Source organism: Nonomuraea sp. NPDC049625 (assembly GCF_040675285.1).
In the GTDB taxonomy this organism is placed as follows: Bacteria; Actinomycetota; Actinomycetes; order Streptosporangiales; family Streptosporangiaceae; genus Nonomuraea; species Nonomuraea angiospora_A.
This window is the reverse complement of record NZ_JBFAOQ010000006.1, coordinates 288,508-313,424: the sequence shown is the minus strand read 5'-3', so window position 1 is coordinate 313,424 and position 24,917 is coordinate 288,508. Positions and strand designations below refer to the sequence as shown.

General features: G+C 71.3%; 24 protein-coding genes. 11 read left to right on the top strand and 13 right to left on the bottom strand.

Annotated features, from left to right (window positions below):
- Positions 1–84 precede the first annotated feature (84 nt).
- Positions 85–369 (top strand): DUF3040 domain-containing protein, encoded by a 285-nt coding sequence (locus tag AB0J87_RS27395; RefSeq protein WP_350732026.1) that lies wholly within the window; start codon positions 85–87, stop codon positions 367–369.
- Between the two features lie 564 nt (positions 370–933).
- On the top strand, positions 934–1,596 hold the full coding sequence (locus AB0J87_RS27390; RefSeq protein ID WP_363969582.1) for a DUF4097 family beta strand repeat-containing protein: 663 nt from the start codon (positions 934–936) through the stop codon (positions 1,594–1,596).
- A 151-nt stretch (positions 1,597–1,747) separates the two neighbouring features.
- Here AB0J87_RS27390 and AB0J87_RS27385 read toward each other — a convergent pair whose 3' ends face one another.
- Entirely contained in the window at positions 1,748–2,356 is a 609-nt protein-coding gene (locus tag AB0J87_RS27385; RefSeq protein ID WP_363969580.1) for a TetR/AcrR family transcriptional regulator, read from the bottom strand.
- A 144-nt stretch (positions 2,357–2,500) separates the two neighbouring features.
- On the opposite strand from AB0J87_RS27385, the gene AB0J87_RS27380 reads away from it, so the two are divergent.
- From AB0J87_RS27380 to AB0J87_RS27370, 3 genes are all read left to right on the top strand, one after another.
- Entirely contained in the window at positions 2,501–3,409 is a 909-nt protein-coding gene (locus AB0J87_RS27380) for an NADP-dependent oxidoreductase (protein ID WP_363969578.1), read from the top strand.
- Between the two features lie 224 nt (positions 3,410–3,633).
- Positions 3,634–4,422 carry an alpha/beta hydrolase gene (locus tag AB0J87_RS27375; RefSeq protein WP_363969576.1) on the top strand — a complete coding sequence of 263 codons (789 nt, stop codon included), beginning with the start codon at positions 3,634–3,636 and terminating at the stop codon, positions 4,420–4,422.
- A 366-nt stretch (positions 4,423–4,788) separates the two neighbouring features.
- The gene (locus AB0J87_RS27370) at positions 4,789–5,760 is read left to right on the top strand and encodes an MASE1 domain-containing protein (RefSeq protein ID WP_363969574.1); all 972 of its coding nucleotides are present in this window, start codon (positions 4,789–4,791) and stop codon (positions 5,758–5,760) included.
- Positions 5,761–5,864: 104 nt separating this feature from the next.
- Here AB0J87_RS27370 and AB0J87_RS27365 read toward each other — a convergent pair whose 3' ends face one another.
- The 3 genes from AB0J87_RS27365 to AB0J87_RS27355 all read right to left on the bottom strand — a co-directional run bounded on the left by AB0J87_RS27365 (position 5,865) and on the right by AB0J87_RS27355 (position 7,906).
- Positions 5,865–6,698, bottom strand: a complete 834-nt coding sequence (locus tag AB0J87_RS27365) for a polysaccharide deacetylase family protein (RefSeq protein ID WP_363969572.1) — start codon at positions 6,696–6,698, stop codon at positions 5,865–5,867.
- A gap of 99 nt (positions 6,699–6,797) precedes the next feature.
- Positions 6,798–7,265 carry an OsmC family protein gene (locus tag AB0J87_RS27360; protein ID WP_363969570.1) on the bottom strand — a complete coding sequence of 156 codons (468 nt, stop codon included), beginning with the start codon at positions 7,263–7,265 and terminating at the stop codon, positions 6,798–6,800.
- The gene (locus AB0J87_RS27355) at positions 7,262–7,906 is read right to left on the bottom strand and encodes a GntR family transcriptional regulator (protein WP_363969568.1); all 645 of its coding nucleotides are present in this window, start codon (positions 7,904–7,906) and stop codon (positions 7,262–7,264) included. Before AB0J87_RS27355 ends, AB0J87_RS27360 begins: the two co-directional genes overlap by 4 nt.
- 837 nt (positions 7,907–8,743) lie before the next feature.
- Here AB0J87_RS27355 and AB0J87_RS27350 point away from each other — a divergent pair.
- A complete protein-coding gene (locus AB0J87_RS27350; RefSeq protein ID WP_363969566.1) occupies positions 8,744–10,903 on the top strand; it encodes a tetratricopeptide repeat protein in 2,160 nt (719 codons plus the stop codon).
- Between the two features lie 14 nt (positions 10,904–10,917).
- On the opposite strand, the gene AB0J87_RS27345 is transcribed toward AB0J87_RS27350, so the two are convergent.
- From AB0J87_RS27345 to AB0J87_RS27320, 6 genes are all read right to left on the bottom strand, one after another.
- A complete protein-coding gene (locus AB0J87_RS27345) occupies positions 10,918–11,469 on the bottom strand; it encodes a MerR family transcriptional regulator (RefSeq protein ID WP_363969564.1) in 552 nt (183 codons plus the stop codon).
- Between the two features lie 252 nt (positions 11,470–11,721).
- Positions 11,722–12,303: a TetR/AcrR family transcriptional regulator gene (locus AB0J87_RS27340; RefSeq protein WP_363969562.1), complete on the bottom strand. Its 582-nt coding sequence runs from the start codon at positions 12,301–12,303 to the stop codon at positions 11,722–11,724.
- On the bottom strand, positions 12,304–12,690 hold the full coding sequence (locus AB0J87_RS27335; RefSeq protein ID WP_363969560.1) for a hypothetical protein: 387 nt from the start codon (positions 12,688–12,690) through the stop codon (positions 12,304–12,306).
- A 32-nt stretch (positions 12,691–12,722) separates the two neighbouring features.
- Positions 12,723–13,919: a Xaa-Pro peptidase family protein gene (locus AB0J87_RS27330; RefSeq protein ID WP_363969558.1), complete on the bottom strand. Its 1,197-nt coding sequence runs from the start codon at positions 13,917–13,919 to the stop codon at positions 12,723–12,725.
- Positions 13,920–13,966: 47 nt separating this feature from the next.
- Positions 13,967–15,544: a penicillin-binding transpeptidase domain-containing protein gene (locus tag AB0J87_RS27325; RefSeq protein ID WP_363969556.1), complete on the bottom strand. Its 1,578-nt coding sequence runs from the start codon at positions 15,542–15,544 to the stop codon at positions 13,967–13,969.
- Between the two features lie 57 nt (positions 15,545–15,601).
- A complete protein-coding gene (locus AB0J87_RS27320) occupies positions 15,602–16,261 on the bottom strand; it encodes a lysophospholipid acyltransferase family protein (RefSeq protein WP_350732048.1) in 660 nt (219 codons plus the stop codon).
- Between the two features lie 753 nt (positions 16,262–17,014).
- Between AB0J87_RS27320 and AB0J87_RS27315 the strand changes: the two genes are divergently transcribed.
- Positions 17,015–18,712 carry a TROVE domain-containing protein gene (locus tag AB0J87_RS27315; protein WP_363969554.1) on the top strand — a complete coding sequence of 566 codons (1,698 nt, stop codon included), beginning with the start codon at positions 17,015–17,017 and terminating at the stop codon, positions 18,710–18,712.
- 30 nt (positions 18,713–18,742) lie between these two features.
- Here the strand turns inward: AB0J87_RS27315 and AB0J87_RS27310 are convergent, their stop codons facing one another.
- The 3 genes from AB0J87_RS27310 to AB0J87_RS27300 are packed head-to-tail and all read right to left on the bottom strand — an operon-like array spanning position 18,743 to position 21,210.
- Positions 18,743–19,339: a CoA pyrophosphatase gene (locus AB0J87_RS27310; protein ID WP_363969552.1), complete on the bottom strand. Its 597-nt coding sequence runs from the start codon at positions 19,337–19,339 to the stop codon at positions 18,743–18,745.
- 48 nt (positions 19,340–19,387) lie between these two features.
- The gene (locus AB0J87_RS27305) at positions 19,388–20,560 is read right to left on the bottom strand and encodes a HAMP domain-containing sensor histidine kinase (RefSeq protein ID WP_363969550.1); all 1,173 of its coding nucleotides are present in this window, start codon (positions 20,558–20,560) and stop codon (positions 19,388–19,390) included.
- Positions 20,557–21,210: a response regulator transcription factor gene (locus AB0J87_RS27300; RefSeq protein WP_363969548.1), complete on the bottom strand. Its 654-nt coding sequence runs from the start codon at positions 21,208–21,210 to the stop codon at positions 20,557–20,559. Before AB0J87_RS27300 ends, AB0J87_RS27305 begins: the two co-directional genes overlap by 4 nt.
- 153 nt (positions 21,211–21,363) lie before the next feature.
- On the opposite strand from AB0J87_RS27300, the gene AB0J87_RS27295 reads away from it, so the two are divergent.
- Genes AB0J87_RS27295 through AB0J87_RS27280 form a run of 4 tightly spaced genes read left to right on the top strand, consistent with a single transcriptional unit; the run spans position 21,364 to position 24,912 of the window.
- Positions 21,364–21,885: a hypothetical protein gene (locus tag AB0J87_RS27295; protein WP_363969546.1), complete on the top strand. Its 522-nt coding sequence runs from the start codon at positions 21,364–21,366 to the stop codon at positions 21,883–21,885.
- Positions 21,882–22,940, top strand: a complete 1,059-nt coding sequence (locus tag AB0J87_RS27290) for a peptidoglycan-binding protein (RefSeq protein WP_363969544.1) — start codon at positions 21,882–21,884, stop codon at positions 22,938–22,940. Before AB0J87_RS27295 ends, AB0J87_RS27290 begins: the two co-directional genes overlap by 4 nt.
- 44 nt (positions 22,941–22,984) lie before the next feature.
- Complete coding sequence (locus tag AB0J87_RS27285; protein WP_363969542.1) at positions 22,985–23,701, top strand: ABC transporter ATP-binding protein; 717 nt, start codon at positions 22,985–22,987, stop codon at positions 23,699–23,701.
- Positions 23,698–24,912 carry an ABC transporter permease gene (locus tag AB0J87_RS27280; RefSeq protein ID WP_363969540.1) on the top strand — a complete coding sequence of 405 codons (1,215 nt, stop codon included), beginning with the start codon at positions 23,698–23,700 and terminating at the stop codon, positions 24,910–24,912. The genes AB0J87_RS27285 and AB0J87_RS27280 overlap by 4 nt, the downstream gene beginning before the upstream one ends.
- Positions 24,913–24,917 lie beyond the last annotated feature (5 nt).

Below are 24,917 nucleotides of genomic sequence, written 5' to 3'. Positions count from 1 at the left end.
GCAATTACCTGGTCAGGCGGGGGCTAATGATCTTCAGGGTTGGGCAGAAAGACGTCGCAGAGCTTGCGTTCGGGAGGTGCGCCTATGGCCTGGTCGCAGGACGAGGAGCGGATGCTGGCCCAGATTGAGCAGCACCTCGTCGCCGACGATCCGCGACTCGTCGCACGACTGGAGTCGTTCAACGAGCGGGTGCGTCGCAGCGAGGCGAAGGCCAAGGGGCAACCGGGCCGCCGGAGGCGGCCACGCCGCTCGACGGTCATCATCCTGATCAGCTGGCTGCTCATAGCCACGCTGGTCGCCACGCTCCTGATCATGGTGCTTCGCCACGAGGCCGCCGGCGCGCTCGCCTTGGCCGCCGCCACTTTCTAGCCGCCCCTTCACGGATCGGCGCCTTCCGGGCGCCGCATGAACCCCCTCCCACACGCTGCGTCACCGGCCGTTCTCGGCCTGTTCATGCCGCGTTCCCAGGGTCGTCGTCGATCCGTTCCGGGGAGTTGGCCCCTGCGTCCCGTCTGCGGCGCCTGCGCCGGACCCGCGTCGTACGGCAGTCATGCCGGATGCGCGTCGCATGGTGGTCGTGGTCCTCGGCGTCCGTGACCTTTGGGTAGTCGCCGGCGGCGCGACGGCCTCAAGGACTTCCGGCGGCTTGAGGGTGTCGGCCCGAGCGGCGGGTCGATCGACAGCGATCTGAACAGGCAAGGTGACCGAACGACTTGCGGTGCCGGCACAGGTGAACCGGCCGCCGCCACCAAGCCACTCAAGCTGGTGCGGGCCACCCTGACACCACTGGCGAGGGCCAGGCGCCGGCCTCGCCCTGAACGCACGCAAGAGGCCTGCCGGATGTCAGTGGCGGCGTCAGGACGGCGACAGCCCCATATCAGAGCGGTCGGCGATCGTAGGGGCATCGAAAGAACACCGCACAAGGAGCACACGATGCAGAAGTTCGACACCCCCGCCCCGATCGCCGCCGTCCTGCACATCCCCGCGGGACGCGTCCAGCTCATCGCCGCCGACCAGGCCGACACCACGGTCGAGATCCAGCCCACCAACCCCTCCAAGAGCCGTGACGTGAAGGCGGCCGAGGAGACCACGGTCGCCTACGCCGACGGCGTCCTGCGGATCGAGACCTCGGTGAAGGACCGGTACCTCGGCCCGTCCGGATCCATCGACGTGACCGTCAAGCTGCCCACCGGCTCCCGCATCGAGGCGAAGGCGGCCGCCGCCGAACTCCGGACCCTCGGCCGGCTCGGCGACGTCGCCTTCGACGGCGCGTACCGCCAGATCACGCTCGAGGAGATCGCGAGCCTGCGCCTGACCGCGACCGACGGCGACGTCGAGGTCGCCCGCCTGGACGGCCCCGCGCAGATCAGCACCGCACGGGGCGACATCCGCATCGCCGAGGCCGGCGGCGGCAAGGTCGTGCTCCGCACCCAGTCCGGCGACATCGCGATCGCCGCCGCGGCCGGGGTCTCGGCCGCGCTGGACGCCGGCACCACCTACGGCCGCATCACCAACGCCCTCAAGAACAACGGCATCGCCGAACTCGACATCCACGCCACCACCTCCAACGGCGACATCACCGCCCGCAGCCTGTGACCCGCAGCCTCCCAAGGAGAGGCAGACCAAGCCCGCCGACGACGAACGGCCCCGGTCCATCCACGCGGACCGGGGCCGTTCCAGCTCCAAGTGGCCAGGGTGCCCGTCACGCCCCTGCACGAGGACGGCGCGGAGGGCTGACCCGCGGCGGTCAGGTCTCCATCGGGTTCGCCTGCAGTGCGCCCGCACGCTGCAGGGTGGTGAGCCACTGGGCCACGACGGCATCGATGAAGGCGTCGCTGACCTGGCCGCGGTCGAGGAGGAGCCTGGCGAGGACGGGCCCGTACAGCAGGGTGTATTCGTCGTCGCTGATCCGAACGCCCGAAGGCTCCAGCAGCTTGTTCAAGGCGGCGTGGCGGTCTTCGCCGATGCGGACGAGTGCCTGGGCGCTGTCGGGGTCGTGGTCGGCCTGGGCGGTGACGGCCAGCACGGCGGTGCGCATGGCCGGGACGCTGACGCCGGCACGCAGGCTCTTCAGCCAGGCGGTGGCCACGGCGCGCACGTCGCTGCCCGGTTCGGGGTAGGTGCCGAGGTCGGGGCCCTCGAGGATGAGATCGAAGAGCAGCGCGGCTCGGTTCGGCCAGTGCCGGTAGAGGGTCTGGCGGGTGACATCTGCCCGCTCGGCCAGCAGAGCATAGGTCAACCCGGCCGGTCCGACCTCAGGTAGCAGTTCTCGCGCGGTGGTCAGCACATGGTTGCGGGTGCGCTGCACGCGTGGGTTGCTCGGGGTCGGCTGACGGCGGTGGACCGGCTGCTTCATGCCACCACCCTAACAGGCAATCACACATCATGTGTGATTGACGTCACAGCTCAAATCATACGCCGCGTGTGATAAATAGAGAGAGTAATCACACGCACTGGATGATTCTTGCGTGTGCGGTTCCCTCTCCTCAGGAAGTGCCTGATGTCCACTGCGATCACCTTCTCCGAGTACGGCGGGCCGGAGGTCCTCACCCTGTCGGAGGTTCCGCCGCCGGAGCCGGCTCCGGGTCAGATCCGTATCCGCGTACGGGCGGCCGCCGTCAACCCGATCGATGCGCGGATCCGCGCCGGGATCATGCAGGACGCCTTCCCCATCGAGTTCCCGCACCTGCCTGGGTGGGACGTGGCAGGCGTGGTCGACAAGGTCGGCGAAGGCGCGAGCTTCGCGGTCGGCGACGAGGTCTTCGGCGTCGCTTCGGTGGGCGGCTACAGCGAGTACGCACTGCTGGACCGGCCGTTCGCCAAGCCGAACCAGCTGTCGTACGAGACCGCGGCCGGCATGATCACGGTCGGCGAGGCCGCCTACCGGGCCTTGGAGCACCTGGGGATCGACAAGGGCCAGACCTTGCTGATCCACGGCGCGAGCGGCAGCGTCGGCACCATCGCGGTGCAACTGGCCGCCGCCCGCGGCATCGCCGTGATCGGCACAGTCGCCGAGCGGGACATCGAGCGGGTCGATCGCCTCGGCGCGACCGCCGTGCGCTACGGCGAGGGCTGGGCCGAGCGGGTCAAGGGCGCGGCCCCGAGCGGTGTGAACTTTGTCTTCGATGCCTGCGGCGCGGGCGTGCTCGCCGAATCCGTCACCCTGGTCGGCGATGCGGGCAAGGTCATCACCATCGCCGATCCGTCCTTCGCCCGGCACGGCGTGCGGTTCACCGGCATGAGCCCCGAGGATCGCTTCCCCGAGGCCCTGCCGCAGCTGGCCGACCTGATCGCCACCGCCGCGTTCGATCTCCCCGTCTGGCGGGCCTACCCGCTCGGCGAAGCCGCCCAGGCCCACGTCGACATCGAAGCCCGCCGCAACCGGGGCAAGATCGTCCTCCTGCCCTGACCCCTGGCCACCGCCTCACCCGAGCTCAACGAGGCCGCGGCCCCGACGCGCTCCACCGACCGGCCACGAGCACCGGAAACCGATGGAGCCCGCACCACCCTCCCGCCGCTGAGGCGGGCGCGGACCTCGCCGCCGCATTCTAGGTCCGGGGCAGCCACGCGCCCGGCGCCTGCATGCAGCTGCCCGCCCCACCAGCATCAAGATCCTCTGAAAGATGGCTGACCATGTCACCTCGCACCCTGCCCGAACCCACGTTCGCACGCACTCGCCTCGGCTCCGGCCCCGGCCTGCTCCTCGCCCACGGCGCCGGCAGCAGCCTGGCCAACACCTACGGCCCCATCCTGGAAGGTCTCGCCGCCCGCCACACCGTCGTCGGCATCGACTACCCCGGCAGCGGCGACACCCCCCGCTCCACCTCCCAGCTGTCCGTCGACGACCTTGCCGACCAACTCGTTGCCGCCGCCGATGCGGAGGGCCTCGACCGCTTCGCTCTGTCCGGGTTCTCCCTCGGCGGCTCGGTCGCCATCCGCGCTGCCGCCCGTCACCCCGAGCGCGTCACCGCACTCGTCCTGACCGCCACCTTCCCGTACCGCGACAACCGGCTCGCTCTTGCCTCCTCGGTCTGGAGAAAGATCGCCGCGTCCGGCGACCGCGAGACGCTCGCCGAATTCCTGCTCATGATGGCCCTCGGCACCCAGGCGCTGGAGTCGATGTCGTCCGAGCAACTGCAGGAGACCCTCGGCTTCGCCGCCGCCACCGCAGCCGACGGCTCCCCCGAACAAGTCGACCTGGTCGGCCGGGTCGACGTCCGAGACGACCTGGCCGGCATCAAGGTCCCCACCTTGGTCATCTCGACCACCGACGACTGGGTCACCTCCACCGCCCTGCACCGCCGGCTCGCCGAGACCATCCCCGGTGCCCGACTCACCGAAATCGCCGGCGGCCACCTCCCGATGCTGGAGCGAACCGACGAGTGGTTGCAGCTCATCACCGACTTCCTCGGCAAACACTGAAAGCACACCATAGGTGGGGCCACGCAGCGAACATCGGCGCGGTCCCACGACCTGCCTGCGCAACCCCAGCGTCGCACCGAATCAGGCGCCAAGCCACGCGTCCGCATAGCCGCGACGGAGGAGCCTTTCCCTTTTCTATGGCTGTATCGCTTTTGACGTATATGTCGATTACCTGGCGTTGGGTCCCATCTGGCGGATTATGACTAGTTTTGAGACAGGGCCGGTCATGCCACGCCAAAGGCCGGAACCCGAGCCTGAACAGACGAGTGTTGCCGCGGTACGCGCTAGACCGGGCGTCGATTCGGCGGGGCCGGAGGTGTTCCTATGAGGGCTGTCGCCGTCCACTATGGGCTACGGGATCATGCCATGACGGCCGTGAAGATCCTCGCCGTCGCGATCGCCTATCTCGTGGCCGCCAAGCTGGGGCTGCGACTGCAGCTGGTCCGAGGGCAGGTGACGCCGCTGTGGCCCTCGACGGGAATCGGGCTGGCCGCCCTGCTCATCTTCGGCCTCCGGACCTGGCCGGGCATCACCCTCGGCGCATTCCTGACCAACGTGTCGATCGGGCCGACGATGGCCGCCGTCCTGGGCATCTCCGTGGGGAACACGCTCGCGCCGGTATGCGCCTACCTCCTGATCGAGCGCGTGGGCTTCCGCATCGAACTGGACCGGCTGCGTGACGCGCTCGCCCTGGTGTTTCTCGGTGCCTTCGCCGGGATGCTGGTCAGTGCGACCGTCGGCGCCGGCTCGCTGGTGCTCGCCGGCGGGCTGCGGCCCGGCGAGTTCTGGCCCGCGTGGTCGGTGTGGTGGACGGGCGACGCGATGGGCGTGCTCGTGGTCACGCCGCTCCTGCTCGCGAGCCGCACGACCCGGCTGCCGCGGGACGCCCACCCGCTCCGCTGGGTCGAAGGGGCGGCGCTGCTGCTGGGCACCTTCCTCGTCACGCTGGTGGCGACCGCGGGCCCCATCAACCTGCTCTTTCTCGTGTTCCCCTTCCTGATCTGGTCCGCGCTGCGTTTCCAACTCCTCGGGGCCGCGGCGTGCGCGCTGATCACGTCGACGGTGGCGATCGTCTCCGCCGCGCGCCACTCCGGCCCGTTCGCCCAGCACGACCTCCTCCTCAACATGGTCGCCCTCCAGGCCTTCAACGGCTCCGCGGCGCTGACCGCGCTGCTGCTTGCCGCGATCATCGCCGAGCGCAACAAGGCCCACCAGAACATCAAGGACGTCTGCGCCCGGCTCAACGAGGTGGCGCACCGGCTTGCGCGCGACAAGAAGCTGGTCATCCGGCTGCCGCCCCCACGCGCCGGCGAGCGGAGCAGGGATCGGTCGCAGTAGCCGGACGATTCGGCGCCGCCGTCGGTTGCGTCAAGGGGAGGCAGCCATCACAACTCCACGGCGCCGCAGCGCGCCTCCGACTTCGGCCTGGGGGATCAGCGGCATCATTTCACCCAGATCTCCTGCAGGACCCGGTAGTCGAGCACGACGATCCCCTCGCTCCGCAGGATCTCGCGCGCCTCGGGGGAGGTGAGGAACTCGTAGTCGGTCCGCCGCACGCGCCACCCGCCGGGCTCGATCGCCTGAGCGTCCTCGTCCCCGAGCCCCGGATGGACGGCCCATTCGCTCAACCCGACGGGCACCTCGCGCAGCAGCCTGGCGTACGTGGCCGCCTTGCCGTCGAGTTCGAGCCGGAAGCTGTCCAGGAAGTCGTGGTCGACCGCCGGCAGCCCGCGCGCCCGTACCTTCTGGCGGGCCGGGTCGAGCCAGGCCCGCACCGCCAGGCCGTACTCCTGGGCCAGCGCCACCGTCAGGTCGAAAACGTCGGCGCGCCCGCCATCGGCCAGGCAGTGCCAGTCCAGGTGGGTGGGCGCCAGCCCGGCATCGGTAACGGCGGCGATCTGCGCGCGGAACTCGCGCTCCACCTCGTCGAGACGGGCCTGGGCGAGCAGCTCCGGTATGCGATCGGGCGTGAACAGCTCACCCGCCGCATCGAGCAGCGACGGCACCTCCTCCTTGGGCGTCAGCGGCCCCCACCTGCGGCGAGGCGTGTCGCACACCAACGTCAGATGGATCCCGAACGGGATCTCCGGCCGGTCGCGGAGCAGCCGCATGGCGTGCTCCGCCCCCGGGCAGGGCGTCATCAGGCTGCACGAGCCCGAGATCCCCTCCTCGATCGAGCGCACGACCGCGTCGTTGATCGTCCGGTGCATTCCGAAGTCGTCGCTGTTCACGATCAGCAGGCGCGCGTCGGGCTCGAACCCGGGGAGATCGTTCATGCTCCAAGCCTGCCGGGCGTGAAGGGCGACATCCAACCGGTTTCCGGCCCGCTACGGCCGTACGGAGCAGGCACCTGCCCACCCGGGACGAACCTACGGTCACACGGCGCGGATGGTCGGCTCGACGCGTACCGGGAAGTTCACGGAGCTGGCGATGAAGCATGCCTTGTGCGCGTCTTCGTGCAGCTTGGCGGCGGCATCGGCCATCTCGGGCGACGTCACGGTGATCGAGGGGCGCAGCACCACCTCGGTGAAGTGGCCGCCGTCCGCGGTCTCGGCCATGGTTCCGACCGCGTTGTCGACGTACTCGGTGACGACGACGCCTGCCGTGGCGCACTTGTGCAGGTACGACAGCATGTGGCACTGGGACAGCGAGCCGACGAGGAGCTGCTCCGGGTTCCAGCGTGTCGGGTCGCCGCGGAAGGCCGGGTCGGAGCTGGCCGCGATGGCCGGCGGGCCTTCTGCGGTCAGCTCGTGCTCGCGGCCGTAGTCACGGTATCCGCTGGTGCCGGTGCCCTTGTTGCCGGTCCAGGTCACCACGACCGGGTATGTGTGCTCGCGGGTCATGCTTCGTCCTCCTCGCTGTGGGTGATGTTACGGGTGTCGAGTACGTGTGCGCGGGCGACCCTGGCGGCCTCCTCCGGGTGGCCCAGAACGATCGCGGCGACGAGCTCCTCGTGCTGGCCCGACACGTACGCGGGCCGCGACGGCGGCGCCAGCGAGCGCAACGTGGACACCTGGATCTGATCCCAGATGCGTTCCAGCGCGTGCAGTGCCATCGAGTTGGCCGACAGCTCGGCGATCACCCGGTGGAAGCGGCGGTTGAGCCGCACGGCCTCGGCCAACCGCCCCTCGGCGGTGGCCGTGGCGGTTTCGATCGCGATCTCGCGGAGCGAGGCGAGGTCGGCGGGGGCGATGCGGCCCTCGCGCTGGCGGGTCGCGGCCAGTTCGGCGGTGAGCGCCTCCAGCGCCGCCCGCACCTGGTACGCCTCGTTCAGGTCGCCCTGCTCCAACGCCACGACCACCACGCCGCGCCCGGAGGGCTGCACGAGCCCGTCGGCGGCCAGCGCGCGGAGCGCCTCGCGGACGGGGGTGCGGCTCATGTCCAGGGCGGTCGCGACCTCCATCTCGGTCAACCGCGCCCCGGGCGGGTACGTGCCGTCGAGGATCAACTCCCTCAGCCGCCTCCGCGCCACATCGGTCTGCATGCGGATCAGGTTAGCGGATGGCATACATTGCATGCAATGGACACACTGTATGCAACCCCGCCTCTGTTTGACGGACAAGCGCGATCGCTCCCGGTCGTGTACAGACGGGGCAGCCGCACCAGGAGTCGTGGGGTGAGGCGGCGGTGGGGTCGGCGGTGCCGGAGTTGCGGGATCGGCAGGGGCGAGATTGGCGATGGCGGTGGTTGTGAGGTTGCGTTGGCCTGACGTTGAGGGTGTCGAGGGTTGTGGTCTGGCGGTGGAGCGAGGCTGGTGGTGCGGGGGGTTGCGGGGTTGAGGTCGGTTGTGGGGTCGGCGGTGCGGGGGTTGTCGGGTTGGGGGCGGAAGCGAGGTTGGCGGCGTCGAGGGTCGCCTGGCAGGCAGCGGGGCGAGGTCGTCTGCGCAGGGAGCCGTCGGGTTGGCGGCGGTAGTGAGGCTGGCGGTGCCGGGGAGTCGTCGGGTTGGGGGCGGTAGTGAGGTCGGTGGTGCCGGGGGTTCTCGGGTTGGCGGCGGAAGCGAGGTTGGCGGTGCCTCGGGTTGTGGGGTTGGTGGCGGGGGTGAGGTTGGCGCGGCCGGGGGTTGCCTGGTCGGCTCTTTGTACGTTGATCCATGAGATCAAGCTCGATGGCGACCGCGTTCGAGGTGAGAGACGCCGCGAGTTCGGGGACGGCTTTGTCGGTCCGGGTCTGGCCCGAGGGGGACCTGGGAGCTCGTGGCTTCCGGCGCCTGCGGCGAGCCCTCCCATGATCGGCCCGCGACAACGTGATGGCGGCGTGTGACACTCGTCGAGTACGGCCTTCCGATTCATCACAGAACCGTTCTCGCGCAGAAAGGGCTGAGATGCCGCGCTGGCTCAAGGTCGTGATCGCGGCGACGCTGCCGTCGACGGCCGGGGTTCTGGCCTGGTGGATCTGCGTGGCGAACGGGCTCGGACTGGACAGCACGAGCATCGTCGTCGGTCTGGTCGTCCTGCTCCCCGGAACGCCGCTCGCCATCTGGGCCGGTCAGGCGGAACCGGGCGCCGGCCCGCCGTCCGGTTCGAAGCGGGACCTGCGCACGGTCGGTGACGTGCCGCGCGAGCCGAAGGCCTTCCAGCCGCGTTCGGATCTGAGCGAACGCATCGACAAGCTGTTCTCCGCCCGCCGCACGCCGGCGGTGTGTGCGCTGGTCGGGGGACGCGGCGTGGGCAAGACCCACCTGGCGGCCGCCTATGCCCGGCGCTGCATCGAACGCGGCATCCCGGTGGCGTGGCTGCACGCCGAGACCGTCGACCAGCTTCACGGTTCCGTGGATCAGCTGGCCACCGAAGCCGGGTTACGCAGCGACGCGGACGACCCGGCGACCGTGGCCCGCAAGGTCAGAGCCTGGCTTCAGGAGCGGCGCGGGCCGTATCTGGTCGTGTTCGACAACGCGACGGACCCCGATCTGCTCGCGCCGCTGCTCCCGTCGCACGGCCGAGCTCGCGTGCTGATCACCACCAATGATCATTCGTTCGAACGGCTCGCCACGATGGTTGCGGTGGAGCAGTTCACAGAGGCCGAGGCGGTGAAGTACCTCCGCACGCGGGTGGGCGCGGACGACGAGGGCTTCCGGTTGCTCGCCGAGGAACTGGACCGCCTGCCGCTCGCCCTGGGCATCGCCGCAGCCGCCCTGGTCGGCCCGCCGCGCCTGTCGTGCGACTCCTACCTGGGGCGGCTGCACGCCACCCCCATCGAGGTGCTCCTCGCGCGGCCTCGCGGAGAGCAGTACCCCACCGGAGTCGCGCAGGCGATCATGCTGTCGGTCGGGCAGACCGGCCCGGCGGCCGCGCGCCTGCTCGGAGAGTTGTCCGTGCTGTCGACCTCCGGCGTCGGGTTCGAGCTGCTCGGCCCGCAGGCGGAACCGGCTCTGGCCGAGCTGGGCGCACGATCGCTGGTCACCTTCAGCCGGAGCGGCACGACCGCGTTCGTCCACCGCCTCGTCCGGCGTGCGGTACGTGATCAGGCCGGACGCGACCGCACCCTGGCCGAGCTGATCGAGACAGCCGGGCAGCGGCTGTGCGTGGCGGTCGAGGACGTCTCCGACCAGGACACCTGGCGGAAGTTCCCCACGATCATGGCGGTGTCCGAGCACGCGGCGGCCTTGTGGGAGGCCGTCGAGCGGGTCCCCGACGACGAGTTCGCGCACCTGCGCGCGGCGGCCGAGCTCGTGCTGCGGGTCCGCCACGTCGTGGCCTCCCATCTGGTCTATCTCAACGACGGGCTCCGGGCCGTCCCGGTCGCCGAAGCCGTCGTCAGAGGGCGCGAGAGGCTCCTGGGCGCTGAGCACCCGGACACCCTCGCGGCCCTGCACACGCTGGCGCACGCCTTCGAGTACGCCGGCCAGGCGATGAAAGCCGCCGCCCTCTACCAACGCGTCGCGGCCGACCGCTCCCGCGTCCTCGGCGACGATCATCCGGATACGTTGTGGTCACGCGCGTCGGTGGCCTTCTCGTACACGATGGGAGGCAGGGCACCGGAGGCGGTGCCGATGATCGAGCAGGTGGTGGCCGACCAGGAGCGGGCACTCGAACCCGGCCATCCCACCCTGCTCGCGGCGCGCTATTTCCAGGCGTACACCAACGTCGAGGGCGGCCGGCCCGAGCGCGGCATCGAGCTGTTCCAGCGGCTGATAGCCGATCACGAGCGGCTCTTCGATCACGACTATCCCGATACCTGGGTCGTCAAAGGACAGCTCGCGCGCGCTTACAAGGCGGCGGACAGGGCCGATGAGGCCGTCCAGCTGTACGAGCACGTCGCCGGGCAACAGGCGCGGCTGCTGGGCGCAGACCATCCCGACACGCTGATCACCCGGCACGGCCTGGCCACGGCGTACGAGGCAGTGGGACGGATCGCGGACGCGCTCGCCGAGTACGAATGGGTCGTGAACCGGTTCGAGGCCGTCATGGGCCCCGAGCAGACGCTGACCAAGACCGCCAGAGACGACCTGGAGCGCGCCCGCCGGAGTCTCCGGCCGAGGTGATCGGGGTGAGGTGGTCAGTGGGAGTGGGCCTCGTGGAGAGGGGATCCGGCGAGGCGGGCGGCGATGACGCGGGCGAAGGTGGGGCAGTGGAAGATGCCCTCCGGGTGCCCGCAGGCCAGGCCGTGGGCGATGGCGGTGCGCGCGGCCTGCGCCTGGGCGATCCGTTCGTCGAGCTCGGCGAGCTTGCGTTCATGGAGCTCGCGCCAGGCGTCGACGTCTTCGTAACGAGAGGTGATGAGCACCTTCAGCTCGCGCAGCGAGAAGCCCACGTCCTGCAACGAAAGGATCAGGCCGACGATCGCCAACGCCGAGGCGGGGTAGCGCCGTTGGCCCGAGACCCGGGTCGGGGCGGGGAGCAGGCCGAGCTCTTCCCAGTAGCGCAACGCCGAGGTGGCCACGCCGGTGGTCCTGGCCAGCTCGCCGATCGTCAACAGCTCGTCCGGCTCGGCTTCAAGGGCACTTGGAGCCGTTGACTGGCGTCCGTGAGATCGAAGACGCTCAAGCAGCCCGTGATAGCCCAGGTCGTACGTCAGTTCGGCCGGCCGGCCGGATACGTTGTGGCTCACCGCGTCTCCAATCGCCAACGCAACCGCTGGGTGGTGTCCCAGCTCGACGTGCAGCCCACGGACCGGGTGTCGGTCCCGGTCTGGCCATCGCCGAGCCGGCGCGCCACGCCACCCGAGGACGAATCTACGGTATCGACCGTTCCGTGGTTATGGCCCGCCGAGTCGTGGGGTCGGGCGTGAGCGCGCCTGCGCTTCGCGGTGGCCCGCGAGGTCAGGCGTGAGTGCGCCCGCGCTGCCGGGTGATAGGCGAGGTCAGGTGCGCGTGGCGCGGTCGAAGATCTCGACCAGTTCGTCCGCGCACCGATCAGGGTCGAGGCCCTTGACGAGGCGGTCGGCCACCCCGTCGATGGACGCGCGCAGCGTCGTACCCATCAACACCCCGTCGAACTCCCGGAACACCCCCGCCCGCTGCCCCTCCGCGAACAGCGCCGCCAGCCTGGCGACCGCGGCGTCCTGCTCCTCACCGCCCACGGGCACCTGGTTGAACGCGATCTGCTGCACCGCCCGCACGTGCTCGGGATGGGCGGCGATGAAAGCGATGTTCGCCCTGATGAACGCCTCGAGCTGGGCGCGCGCCCCGGAGGCGGCGTCGAGCGCCGGGCGCATGAAGGCGGCCGCGTCCTCGACGACCTGGCGGACGACGGCCTCGAACAGCTGGTCCTTGCTGGAGAAGTGGTAGGAGATCAGCCGCTTGCTGCTGAGCCCCGCCTGCTCGCAGATGGCCTCGAACGTGGTCTCCGCGTAGCCGCGCCGCGCCAGCACGGCGATCGTGGCGGAGGCGATCTGTGCTTTGCGGGCCTCGGTGGCCGCCCGGCGGGGGGCAGAGCTCTGCATTCAGCCCAGCTTGCCACGCTTCGGGAACGCCTGCCGTACGGCACGTCGGTTGACGAGGAGGGCCACGGCGGCGACCAGCACGCCGACCACGGCCTGCTCCGCCTTCATCCAGCCGGGATAGCCGCTGTCCGGGGCGACGAGGATGAGCACGATCCCGATGGGGGCGGCGATGGAGACGAAGCGGATGCGTACGTAGGCCGACCTCTTGCCCCGGGCGGCCTGCCCCGCCAGGGCGACGAGCCAGACGGCGGCCACGGCCACGGCGGCGCCGCGGAGCCACACCACCCAGTTGCCGCCGATGAGGGCGGCCACGCCGAGGGTCGCGACGGAGATGACGAGCACGGCCACGAAGAGGGCCCGGACGGGAGCCCACACTTTGTTATCCATGCGAGTAAATTTACACAGCCGGATAACAAGTCTCAAGGGTCGCGGGTGATGACTTCGGGGCCGGAGTCGGTGACGATGACGTCCTCCTCATGGCTGGCGCCCCCCACGGAGTGCATCGCGATCCTGCGCTCCAGCGCCAGGCACATTCCGGCCTCGATCAGGCCGTCCGAGTCGGGCCCGCCCTCGGTGATCCACGGTGGCTCCAGCGACAGGCCGAGCCCGTGGCCCCAGAGGCCGTCCGTCTCCGACCAGGGCAGTCCGTGGTGGACGGCGAACGCCGACCGTTCGAACACCTGCTGGCACCGCCGCGCCACCTCGCCGAAGCGCCGGCCGGGCCGCAGCAGCTCGATCCCGGCCGAGACGCTCTCCCGCACCGCCTCCAGCAGCCGCCGCTGCTCGGTGGTCGGCTCGCCGCCGACGACCCACGTACGGGCCAGGTCGAACAGGTAGCCGCGCACGGAGCCGTACAGATCGATCCTGATCAGGTCGCCCTCGGCCAGCCGCCGGTCGGCGGAGTAGGGCGTCGGGCCGGAGGCGGCGAAGGTGTAGGACTCGGCGCCGGAGGAGATGCCCATGCCGGAGTAGGCGCCGCCCGCCCGGACGATCTCGGCGATCGCGGCCGCCGCCACGTCGGCCTCGGTGGCGCCCGGTACGGCGGCCTCCCGGGCGGCGGACACCGCGCGCACCCCGAGCGCCCCCGAGGCGCGCAGCAGGTCAAGCTCGGCAGGGCTCTTGATCCGGCGCGCCTCCCAGGCCAGGTCGTCGGCGCACACCAGCTCGTGCCCCGGCAGCACCGAACGCAGCCGGCACCACCACGGCGCGGCCATCGCCTCGTAGCCGATCAACGCGACCCGGCCCGGCCGGATCGACTCCCTGATCTGCTCGGCCAGGGCGTCCACGAGATCGGGCGTCACATGGACCCGCGCCGCCGGCCGGGGCTCCTGGAGGTCCTTGGAGTTGGTCAGCAGGACGGCGGTGTGCTCGCTGAGAGGAGGGTCGTCCACGGTCAGGACGACGGCCGCGTGGCCCCGCGCCCGCCAGTGGCCGGGGAAGTCGGGGATGAACGGCTGGTGCTGGTAGAAGCCCGTCAGGTAGTAGACGTCGGCGTAATGGTCCTGCGCCGAACCGCCTCTCGACCAGGCCACCACCCCGCGGAACCCCGCACGCGCGGCCAGCCGCCCCATGGCCGCCTGCCGCGCCGCGTACTCCTTGCCACCGATCCCCAGCACAACCGAGTTCTGCCCAGGTCAGAGGCCGGTTCACCTGGTCGCGGCCGTCAGAGCCCCTTGAGGAACGACGCCGCCACCGGCGCCGCGACCTTGCCGCCCGCGCCGCCGCCCTCCACGACCACCGCGAACGCCACGTCCTCCTTGAAGCCCATGAACCAGGCGTGGGTGTCCAGGTCGTCGCCGGTGCCGAACTCGGCCGTGCCGGTCTTGCCGTACGTGCCGGCGGGCAGGCCGGCCGCCTTGGCCGTGCCCTTGGACACCACGGCCGCCATCATCGAGTGCAGCTGGTCCTTGACCCCGTCGGGCAGCGGGCGCTCGGCGGCCTTCTGCTTCAACGAGGGCACCAGCGTCGGCGGCCGCCACGTGCCGTCCGCGATGGCGGCGGCCACCGAGGCCATCGTCAGCGGGCTGGCCGTGATCCTGGCCTGCCCGAACGACTCCGCGGCCAGCTCCGCGTCGGACTCGGCCCGGGGGAAACTGGCCTTGGCGGCCGGGACCCCGATGTTCAGGGGCTGGTTGAAGCCCACGTCCTCGGCCGTCTTCAGCAGCTTGTCGGCGCCCAGCTTCTGCTCGGCCAGCGGCGCGAACGTCGTGTTGCACGAGTGGGCGAACGAGTCGAGGAACGACAGCGACCCGAACGCCTCCTTGTCGGAGTTGCGGACCTTAAGTCCGCCGATGGTCGCGTACATCGGGCACGTCACCGTGTCCGACGGCGACATCCCGGCCGCCAGCAGGCCGATCGCCGTGACCGCCTTGAACGTCGAGCCGGGCGGGTAGCGGCCGTCCAGCGCCCGGTTGAAGCCGCCCTGGTTGTTGACCACGGCCAGGATCTCGCCCGTGGACGGCTTGATCGCCACCATCGACGTGGGCTTCTTCATGTCCTTGACCGCGCCCACCGCCGCGGCCTGCGCGCGCGGGTCGAGCGTGGTCTGGACGGGCTCGCCGTCGCTGCCCTCGATGGTCTCCAGCGTCTTGTCGCCGAGCTGGATCTCGGTGGCGGGCGTGCCCGCCAGCCGCTTCTGGAACGTCTCCTGCAGCCCGCCGCGCCCGATCGCCTGGCCGACCTTGTAGGAGGAGCCCAGCTTGGCCACGTCCTTCTTGCCGGCCTTGTCGAGGTAGCCGACGAGCTGCTGCACCGACCCGCCGACCGCGCCCGTGTCGATCCGGTCTCCCTGGGCGTCGGTGATCTCGGCGCGGTCGGGCCAGCGCGTCTTGAGCTTGAACTCGGCCCCGGCTGTCATCGACGGGTAGAGCGTGGCGGGCTTCCAGTCGACCTTCCAGGTGCGGTCGGCCACCATGAGGTCGATCTGGCCCTGGTAGGACCACTTGCCGATGTTCTTGAGGTTCAGGGTCGCGGTGTAGGGGGCGCGGGCCCGGTTGTCGCCGGTCTCGGTGATCTTGCCGAGCTTGATGTCCGTCGACTCGACGGCGAGTGCGCTGCGTTGCTGGTCGTACGCGTTGAGCTGCTGTGGTTTGGCGAGCTCCGCCCCCATGGCGGCCCAGTTGCCGGCCTGCCATGCGGCGGAGAAGCGCTGCGCCGTCTCGGCGGGCGTCCCTCTGGTGTGCAGCAGGTAGTACGCGCCACCGGCCGCGGCCCCCACCGCGAGCACGGTGGCGCCGGACACGATCGCGATGGTACGACCACGCGCCACGCTAGATCCCCCTGATCCTCGACGACATTGTCATGACACGCCGTTGGCCGCCTTGAAGCTGGCGGCGTAGGTCGGCACGTATTCCTGCCCGGACAGCTTCTGGATGGCCGCCATGATCTCGTCGGTCACCCGCCGCCGGTCGCGGGCCTTGGTGTGGTCGCCCTCGAACCGCATGGGCTCGCCGATGGCGATGCCGATCCGCGCGGGCCTGGGCACCTTCGAGCCGACCGGCAGCACCCTCTCGGTGCCGCTGAGCGCCACGGGAAGCACCGGGGCGCCCGTCTTGAGCGTCAGCCAGGCCACGCCGACCTTGCCGCGGTAGAGGCGGCCGTCGGGGGAGCGGGTGCCCTCCGGGTGGATGCCGAACAGCTCGCCGCGCTCCAGCAGGTCCGCGGCGGAGTCGAGCATGGTCTGGGCGGCGTGCGCGCTCTCCCTGTCGATCGGCAGGCTGCCGCCCAGTCGCATGAAGAAGCCGGAGACCGGGTTGCCGTCGAAGTACTCGTTCTTGGCGGTGAAGGTCACGTGCCGCGGCAGCAGCGCGGGCAGCAGGAACGAGTCGAGGATCGACAGGTGGTTGGCGGCCAGGATCGCGGGCCCGCTCCTGGGCACGTGCGCCGCGCCCGAGATGTGCGGCCGGCACATCGCGTTCGCGAGCGGCGCGGCGGCGAACTTGACCACTTCGTACAGCAACGAGCTCTCCTGATCATCGGGCCGGTCGGCCACCCCACCATAAAGCAGGCGCCCCGCCGGTGGGCGGGACGCCTGGAAAAGTCGTTAAGGCCGATGTGGCGGTCGCCTCCTCGGCGAGGTGCACAACACGGCTCCAGCCGAACGGTATTCCGTGAAGGCGGTAATTTGCGGCCCGGGGGACACAGACCACATCGGCAACTCGAGTTAAGCACACGGTCCGGGCATGGGGGTAATCGCGCCCCCCTCATGGGCGACACGTGACCTGAGCTTGGCGATCTTCGACCCCCGGCCGCCCGGTTCGTCCCGGTCACTCACGGTGAGCGCGGCCCCGCTCGCCCTCGACGAGATCGGGAAAATGATTTGAGCCCCCATTGGCATTCCGTGTTGAATCCACAATGTCAGTGAGACTCGGTGAGGGCACGGGTCGAAGTTCGTCGGTTACCACTTTTAATGGGGAGTCGCAGGTTCGAGTCCTGCCCGGGGCCAACGCTCCGGTAGCTCAGTCGGCAGAGCGCCAACGCCGGTGGACACCCCCATATCCGTGCCCTCTCCGAGCCTCGGGGGCGGGTCGAAGCAGGCCGGTCATCGCTTCAGGTGCCGGAAGCGCGGGGTTCGACTCCCCGCCGCGCGGGTGCGCCCGCGCGTCGCGTAGTGGCAGCGCGCCGTAAAAGGCCGGTTGGCATTTCCACATCCGCCCCCATTTTTTCTGCATATCCGCCATTCGGGCGGGTCGAGACGTACGAGGTGAAAACTATGGCGCGAAACCGTGACCCCCTCGCCGGCGTTTCCGCGTTCGCCACGCCGCAGACCCAGCCGCTGCCCGGCCGCACCGACCAGGTGCGCAACGCGGCGGGCGGCTTCGTCTTCGAGAAGGACCTGTGGCAGCGCGTCGAGGACTTCCTGATCCTCGGCACCACGGGCGGCACCTACTACGTGTCGCAGGAGCAGCTGACCGCCGGCAACGCCGCCGCGCTGTTCGAGGCGATCGCCGAGGACGGCCCGCGCGTCGTCGAACTGCTCACCGGTATCTCGACCGCGCGCCCGCCGCGCGCTCCCAAGCAGCGACCGGCGCTGTTCGCGCTGGCCGCCGCCTACGCCCGCGGCGACGCGGCCACCCGGCAGGCGGCCAAGCTCGCCCTGCCCAAGGTGGCCCGCACGACCGACCACCTCGCCTCCTTCTTCGGCTACTACAAGAACCTCGGCGGCAAGCCGACCGCGCGCGGCACCGCGCCGGTCACCGGCCGCTCGCTGCGTACGGCGCTCGCCTCCTGGTTCACCACCGGCAGCCCCGACGACGTCGCGTTCAAGGTGTGCAAGGCCCGCCAGCGCAGGACGCCGCAGGGTGAGACGTTCGACCTGCGCGACGTCCTGCGCATCGCCCACCCCAAGGCGGACGGCCCGCAGCGGGCGCGGCTGTTCGGCTGGATCGCCGGCAACGTCTCCGACGAGCAGGCGCGCGAGACGCTGGAGTCGGTGGACCGGTTCCTGAGCGCCAAGGCCGTCACCACGGCCCGCGAGGCGATCCAGGTGGTGACCGAGCGCAAGGTGCCCTGGGAGTTCCTGCCCGACGCCGTGCTGAGGGATCCGAAGGTGTGGGACGCGCTGGTCGACACGATCGGCATGACCGCGCTGCTGCGCAACCTGGCCCGCATGACGCGGATCGGCACGCTCACCCCGACGGGCGAGGCCACCCGGCGCGCGGTCGCCCGGCTCACCGACCGCGACGCGCTGCTGCGGGCGCGCATCCACCCGATGGACGCGTTCCTGGCGCTGCGCGTGTACGGCTCGGGCCGCGCCCAGCCCAACCCGCGCGCCGACGCGCACACGTGGGCACCGGTCGCGGCGATCCGGGACGCGCTGGAGGAGACGTACGAGCTGGCGTTCGGCACCGTCCGGCCCACGGGCCGGCGGCTGCTGGTCGCGGTCGACTCCTCCGGGTCGATGTCGGGCGGCTGGTACGGCGGCGACGTCGTGGTCGGCGGTTCGAAGATCGGCTCGCCGTACGAGGTGGGCTGCGCGATGGCCGTCATGCTGGCCCGCATCGAGAAGGGGACCGTGCACGTCATCGACGTCGACACCGGCGTCCACGCCTCGAAGGTGACCCCGCGCACCAACCTGCGCGAGATCGGCTCCTGGCGGCCGTCCGGCGGCGGCACCGACCTGTCGCTGCCGTTCCGCTGGGCGCGCGAGCAGCGGATGGCGGTGGACGGCATCGTGGTGTTCACCGACAACGAGACGTGGGCGGGGCGCGCCCACCCCTCGCAGGAGCTCGGCGCCTACCGCCGCACCGTGGCGGCGGAGGCGCGCGTGGTCGTCGCGGCGATGACCGCCGCGGGCTACTCGATCGGCGACCCCGGCGACGAGGGCGTGCTGAACGTGGCGGGCCTGGACGCGTCGCTGCCGATGATCGTCAACGCGTTCGTCCGCGCGCAGGACGCGCAGGACGCGTAGGACGCTTTGGACCTGACCGGGCGCGCCCGGTCAGGTCCTCGTCCAGCGCGGCTGCTTCACGTCGAAGACCCGCTGCTCGCGGCCGCGCAGCGCCACCTCGGCGAACTGCCACAGGATCGCCCCCGTCGGCGCGTGGACCACGATGGACGGCCCCAGCGGCATCTGCAGCATCTTCCCGCGCCAGCGCGGCACCCCCGGCGCCAGGAACCACTCCAGCGGCACGTCGTGCACCGAGGCCACCTCGCGCGGGTCGGCCACCGGCTGCTGGACGCCGCCGAACGCCACCACCGGCGTGATGACGAAGCCGGAGTCGGTGACGAAGTCGTCGAGCATCCCGGCCACCTCGACCCCGGTGACGCCCGTCTCCTCGGCGAGCTCGCGCAGCGCCGCGTCCACGGGGCGTTCCCCGTCGTCCAGGCGCCCGCCGGGCAGCGCCCACTGACCCGGGTTGCGCCCGTGGGCGGCCCGCTTGATCAGGATCGTGTACGGGACCCGTTCGGCGTCCTCCAGGACGCACACGGTGACGGCGGCCCTGCGCACCCCGCCGGTGGGCGGGACCTGCCGGCGGTCGAAGGCGGTCAAATGGGACCTGATCTGCTCCTGCAGCACGTCGATTGGCGACAGCACACTTCAAGGATGTCACGGAGGTCCGGACGGGGACGCCGGGGCCGGGTCTCACGACGGGCCGTGCGGCAGCCGTACGGTGACGCTCAGCCCGCCCTCCGGCCGGGCGGCCGCGGTGACCTGGCCGCCGTGCGCACGCACGATGGCCCGCACGATCGACAGCCCCAGCCCCGCGCCCTTGAACGAGCGCACCCGGTCGCCGTGGAGCCGGCTGAACGGCTCGAACAGGTCGTCCACCTCGTACGGCGGCACCGCCGGCCCGGTGTTGCGCACCGTGACCACCGCGTCGCCGCCCTGCCGCCGCAGCGCGAGCCAGATCTCGCCGTCGCGCACGTTGTGCTTGATCGCGTTCTCCAGCAGGTTGAACACGCACCGCTCCAGGAACAGCGGATCCCCCTCGACCAGCACCGGCCGCAGGTCCTGGTGGAGCGTGACGGGCCGCTTGCGCGACTGCAGGTCGATCTGCTCCAGCGCGGTGCGCACGACCTGCTCCAGATCCACCGGCTTGCGCACGGTGAGCTCCTGCTCCGACTGCGCGAGCAGCAGCAGGCCCTCGATGAGCCGCTCGTAGCGGGCGTTCGTGCCGAGCAACGCCCTGGCCAGCGCCTTGAGATCCTCCGACGCGGCCGGCTCCTCCAGCGACACCTCCAGCACCGTACGGTTGATCGCCAGCGGCGTGCGCAGCTCGTGCGAGGCGTTGGCGATGAACCGCCGCTGCGCGTCGAACACCCGGTGCAGCCGCTCCAGCATCGCGTCGAACGTGTCCGCCAGCCGCCTGACCTCGTCGGGCGGGCCCCGCATCCCGATGCGCTCGTGCAGGGTGCTCTCCGACAGCCGCTGCGCCGCCTCCGTCACCCGGTCGAGCGGGCGCAGCGCCCGGTCGGCCACCACGTAGCCGAGCACGAGCGCGACCACGCCGACCAGGATCATCACGAGCATGGACGAGCGGACCATCTCGCTGAGCACGTTGCCGGCCCGGTTCTCGATGTCGCCCTGGAAGATGACGTCCCCGACCATCGGGCGCGTCGCGGCCACGTCCGCGGGCGGGTTCTGGATCTTCCGGAAGCCGGTGACGAACTGCTGGTTCAGCGCCTGGCCGGTGATGAGGTAGGTGAGCCAGAGCAGGATCGACCCGGCCACGAAGAACAGGCCGCCGTACAGCAGAGTGAGCCGCAGCCGCAGCCGCCTGCTGCTCCACCACGACCGCCCCTGCTCGACGATCAAAGCCGGTATCCTTTGCCGGGCACGTTCAGGATCGCCGACGGCACGCCGAGCTTCTTGCGCAACGACGTGATCGTGACCCGCAGCGCGCCCGTGCCCGCGTCCGCGTGCTCGTCCCAGACGCGCCTGCGCAGCTCGCCGGAGGTGACCAGCTCGCCGCCCGCGCCGAGCAGCACGCGCAGCACGTCGAACTCCTTGCGGTTCAGCGACACGGGCCGCCCGTCCCTGGTGACCGTGCGGCGGGACGGGTTGAGCACGACGCCGCCGCGTTCGAGCAGGGGCGCCGCGGAGCGGGGCGAGCGGCGGGCCAGCGCCCGGACCCGGGCCACCAGCTCGGCGAACGCGAACGGCTTGACCAGGTAGTCGTCCGCGCCCAGCGACAGCCCGTCGATCTTGTCGCGGATCTGGCCGGCCGCGGTCAGCATGAGCACCCGGCCGCCCCCGCCTCCCTCGCGCAGCCGCCGGCACACGTCGTCGCCGTGCACCTCGGGCAGGTCCCGGTCGAGCACCACCACGTCGTAGTCCACGTACGCGGCCCGCTCCAGGGCGTCCTGCCCGTCGTAGGCCACGTCCACGGCGATCGCCTGCAGCCGGAGCCCGCGCGCGACCGCGTCCGCCAGCCGTTCCTCGTCCTCGACGACAAGCACCCGCATCGCCGGCCCCTTTCCTCTGGCACCCGAGCGTGACGGATCACGTGTTAGGGCCGGATAAACGCGCAGGGCGGGCTTATCCGGTTCTAGCACCCCATGGGCTGGAGTGAGGCCGCACCCCGGGCGAAGGACCCCGGGCGCGGAGGAGTGAATGTCATGAATATACGGCTGTTGCTGGTAGCCGTCCCGCTCACGCTGGCGCTGGCCGCGTGCGGAGGCACGGCGCCCAAGGACGACGGCGTGGCCAGCGCCGGCACCTCGTCCGCCGGACCCACGGCCTCCCCGTCGGTGTCAATGGACCCGGAGGAGGCTCAGCTGAAGTTCGCGCAGTGCATGCGCGAGCACGGCATCGACGTCCCCGACCCACAGAACGGCCAGTTGAAGGTAGAGGTCCCCAAGGGTGTGGGCCGCGACAAGATGGACAAGGCACACAAGGCCTGCCAGCCCATCATGGACGCCGTCGTCCGCGACCACACGCCCAGCCAGCAGGACTACGACCAGATGGTCAAGTTCGCGCAGTGCATGCGCCAGCACGGCGTGGACATGCCGGACCCCAAGCCCGGCGAGGGCATGCGCTTCGAGATGAGGAACGGCTCGCAGCAGAAGATCGAGGCCGCGCACAAGGCCTGCGAGCAGTACGCGCCCGGCGGCGGCAAGAAGCCAGGGGAAACGTCATGAGGAAGGGCATCCTGCTGAGCGGCGGCACCGTCCTGGCCGTCGCCGCGACGTGGACCGCGGTGGCCGTCATGAACGACGGCGTCCCCGGCGCCGCCACGCCCGCCAGACCCCCGGTCCCCGCCACCGCGGACATCACCCGGCAGGACCTGGTGGAGACCAAGACCGTGGACGGCGCCCTCACCTACGCGGGGGAGCGCCGGGTCGCCTCGGGCGCCTCCGGCACCGTGACGTGGGTGGCCGCCCAGGGAGCGGTGGTCCGCCGCGGCCGCCCGCTGCTCAAGGTGGACCGCAGGCCGCTCGTGCTCATGTACGGCAGCCTGCCGCTTTACCGGACCCTGCAGCGCGGCGTGTCCGACGGGCCGGACGTCGAGCAGCTGGAGCGCAACCTCAAAGCGCTCGGGTACGGCGACTACCTCACCGTGGACGACCACTTCAGCTACGCCACCGAGCAGGCGGTCAAGGACTGGCAGGAGGACAGGGGACTGGAGGAGAGCGGGCGGGTGGACGCGGCCCAGGTCGTGTTCCAGCCCGCCGCCGTACGCGTGACCGACGCCAAGGCCGAGGTCGGCGCCAGGACCGCGCCTGGACAGCAGGCGCTCACGGTGAGCGGCATCCGCCGCCTGGTGCACGTGGACCTGGACACCGGCGACCAGTCGCTGGCCCGCAAGGGCGCCAAGGTCACGGTGACCCTCCCCGGCGGCGAGCGGGCCGCCGGCCGGATCACGTCGGTCGGGACGGTCGCGGAGTCCTCCGGGTCCGAACGGGACGCGACCACCACCATCGACGTGGACATCACCCTCGCCAGGCCGCCGCGGACGAAGCTGGATCAGGCGCCGGTCGAGGTGGAGATGGCCAGCGCGCGGCACGCGAACGTGCTGGCGGTGCCCGTCGAGGCGCTGCTGGCGCTGCGCGAGGGCGGCTTCGGGGTCGAGGTGGCGGAGGGCGCGGCGAGCCGGATCGTGGCGGTCGAGACCGGGGCCTTCGGCGGCGGCCTGGTCGAGATCAAGGGCGAGGGGCTGGCCGAGGGCATGAAGGTCGGGGTGCCGGTCCAGTGAACGGCCCAGGGAACGGCCCCGTGAACGGCCCAGGGAACGGCCCAGTGAACGGCATCGTCGAGTTGTGCGGGGTGACCAAGACGTACGCCGGAGACGTGCACGCCCTGCGCGGCGTGGACCTGACCATCGACCGGGGAGACCTGCTGGCCATCGTCGGCCCGTCGGGATCGGGCAAGTCCACCATGCTCCACATGATCGGCACCCTCGACCGCCCCACCTCCGGCACCGTGCGCGTCGCCGGTCACGACGTCGCGACCCTGTCGGACCGGGAGCTGTCCGGGCTGCGCTCGCGCACCCTGGGGTTCGTCTTCCAGCAGTTCCACCTCTCGCCCGGGGTCAGCGCGCTCGACAACGTCGCCGACGGCCTGCTCTACACCGGCACGGGCCGCCGCGCCCGCCGCGAACGCGCCGCCGCCGCGCTGGACCGGGTCGGGCTCGGCCACCGGCTCCGGCACCGGCCGTCGGAGCTGTCCGGCGGCGAGCAGCAGCGGGTGGCCGTCGCCCGGGCCGTGGCGGGCGACCCGCCGCTGCTCCTGGCCGACGAGCCGACGGGCAACCTGGACTCCCACGCGGGCGCCGACGTGCTGGCCGTCCTGGCGGACCTGCACGAGGCCGGCACCACCGTGGCCGTCATCACCCACGACGCCGAGATCGCCGGCTGGTGCTCCCGCCAGGTACGCCTGCGCGACGGGCTCGTCGTCGACGGCCACGAGCACGACCACCTGAGCCCCGTGGAGCTGTTGAGAGGAGCCGGGCGTTGACCGACCACCACCACCGAGCCGGGGCGCGGCCCGCGCCCGGCCGGCTCAGCCCCGGGGACGTCCTGCGCGTCGGGGCCGCCGGGCTGCGCGCCCGCCCGACGAGGGTGATCCTGTCGGCCCTCGGCATCGCCATCGGCATCGCGACGATGATCGCCGTGATCGGGATCTCGTCCTCCTCCCGCGAGCAGCTCCTGCGCCAGCTCGACAAGCTCGGCACCAACCTCCTCACGGTGGCTCCGGGGCAGACCATGTTCGGGGAGGAGGCCAAGCTGCCGACCGGCGCGCTGGCCATGGTCCAGCGCATCCGCCCGGTCCGGACGGCCGCGGCGACCGGCGGCGTGGAGGCCACCGTACGCCGCAACAACCACATCCCCGCGTCCGTCACCGGCGGCATCGCCGTCCAGGCGGCCAGCACCACCCTCCTGGCCACTCTGGAGGGCTCGGTGACCAAGGGCACCTGGCTCAACGACGCCACCGCCCGCCAGCCTGCCGTCGTGCTCGGCGCGCAGGCCGCCGAACGGCTCGGGCTGGCCAGGACCGGCGTGCAGGTGTGGATGGGCGGCCGCTGGTTCACGGTCGTCGGGATCCTCGGGCCGATGCCGCTGGCTCCGGAGATCGAACGCTCGGCCCTGGTCGGCTTCCCCGCGGCGCAGGAGCTGTTGGGCTTCGACGGCTACCCCACCACCATCTACGAGCGCTCCTCGGACGAGGCGGTGGAGTCGGTGCGCCAGGTGCTGCCCCGCACCGTCAACCCCGAGAATCCGGAGGAGGTCACGGTCAGCAGGCCGTCGGACGCCCTGGCCGCCAAGGCCGCCGCCGCGGGCGCCTTCACCAACCTGCTGCTCGGGCTCGGCGCGGTGGCCCTGCTCGTGGGCGGGGTCGGGGTGGCCAACACCATGGTCATCTCCGTGCTGGAGCGGCGCAAGGAGATCGGCCTGCGCCGCTCGCTCGGAGCCACCCGCGGCCAGGTACGCATCCAGTTCCTGGCCGAGTCGCTGCTGCTGTCCACCCTGGGCGGGGTGGTGGGCGCGGTCATGGGGGCCCTGGCGACCGCGGGTTACGCCCTGTCGCGGGGCTGGCCGCCGGTGGTCCCGCCGTGGGCGCTGGGCGGGGCGGTCGGGGCGACCCTGCTGATCGGGACGCTCGCCGGGCTCTACCCCGCCATGCGCGCCGCCCGCCTGTCGCCCACGGTCGCCCTCGCCACCACCTGAGGGCC

Coding starts and splice junctions, on each gene's coding strand:
- AB0J87_RS27335 (WP_363969560.1), bottom strand. CDS start 12,690: ATGGATAACAAAGTGTGGGCTCCCGTCCGGGCCCTCTTCGTGGCCGTG.
- AB0J87_RS27370 (WP_363969574.1), top strand. CDS start 4,789: ATGACGGCCGTGAAGATCCTCGCCGTCGCGATCGCCTATCTCGTGGCC.
- AB0J87_RS27300 (WP_363969548.1), bottom strand. CDS start 21,210: ATGCGGGTGCTTGTCGTCGAGGACGAGGAACGGCTGGCGGACGCGGTC.
- AB0J87_RS27350 (WP_363969566.1), top strand. CDS start 8,744: ATGCCGCGCTGGCTCAAGGTCGTGATCGCGGCGACGCTGCCGTCGACG.
- AB0J87_RS27380 (WP_363969578.1), top strand. CDS start 2,501: ATGTCCACTGCGATCACCTTCTCCGAGTACGGCGGGCCGGAGGTCCTC.
- AB0J87_RS27295 (WP_363969546.1), top strand. CDS start 21,364: ATGAATATACGGCTGTTGCTGGTAGCCGTCCCGCTCACGCTGGCGCTG.
- AB0J87_RS27385 (WP_363969580.1), bottom strand. CDS start 2,356: ATGAAGCAGCCGGTCCACCGCCGTCAGCCGACCCCGAGCAACCCACGC.
- AB0J87_RS27315 (WP_363969554.1), top strand. CDS start 17,015: ATGGCGCGAAACCGTGACCCCCTCGCCGGCGTTTCCGCGTTCGCCACG.
- AB0J87_RS27365 (WP_363969572.1), bottom strand. CDS start 6,698: ATGAACGATCTCCCCGGGTTCGAGCCCGACGCGCGCCTGCTGATCGTG.
- AB0J87_RS27290 (WP_363969544.1), top strand. CDS start 21,882: ATGAGGAAGGGCATCCTGCTGAGCGGCGGCACCGTCCTGGCCGTCGCC.
- AB0J87_RS27395 (WP_350732026.1), top strand. CDS start 85: ATGGCCTGGTCGCAGGACGAGGAGCGGATGCTGGCCCAGATTGAGCAG.
- AB0J87_RS27340 (WP_363969562.1), bottom strand. CDS start 12,303: ATGCAGAGCTCTGCCCCCCGCCGGGCGGCCACCGAGGCCCGCAAAGCA.
- AB0J87_RS27355 (WP_363969568.1), bottom strand. CDS start 7,906: ATGCAGACCGATGTGGCGCGGAGGCGGCTGAGGGAGTTGATCCTCGAC.
- AB0J87_RS27360 (WP_363969570.1), bottom strand. CDS start 7,265: ATGACCCGCGAGCACACATACCCGGTCGTGGTGACCTGGACCGGCAAC.
- AB0J87_RS27390 (WP_363969582.1), top strand. CDS start 934: ATGCAGAAGTTCGACACCCCCGCCCCGATCGCCGCCGTCCTGCACATC.
- AB0J87_RS27375 (WP_363969576.1), top strand. CDS start 3,634: ATGTCACCTCGCACCCTGCCCGAACCCACGTTCGCACGCACTCGCCTC.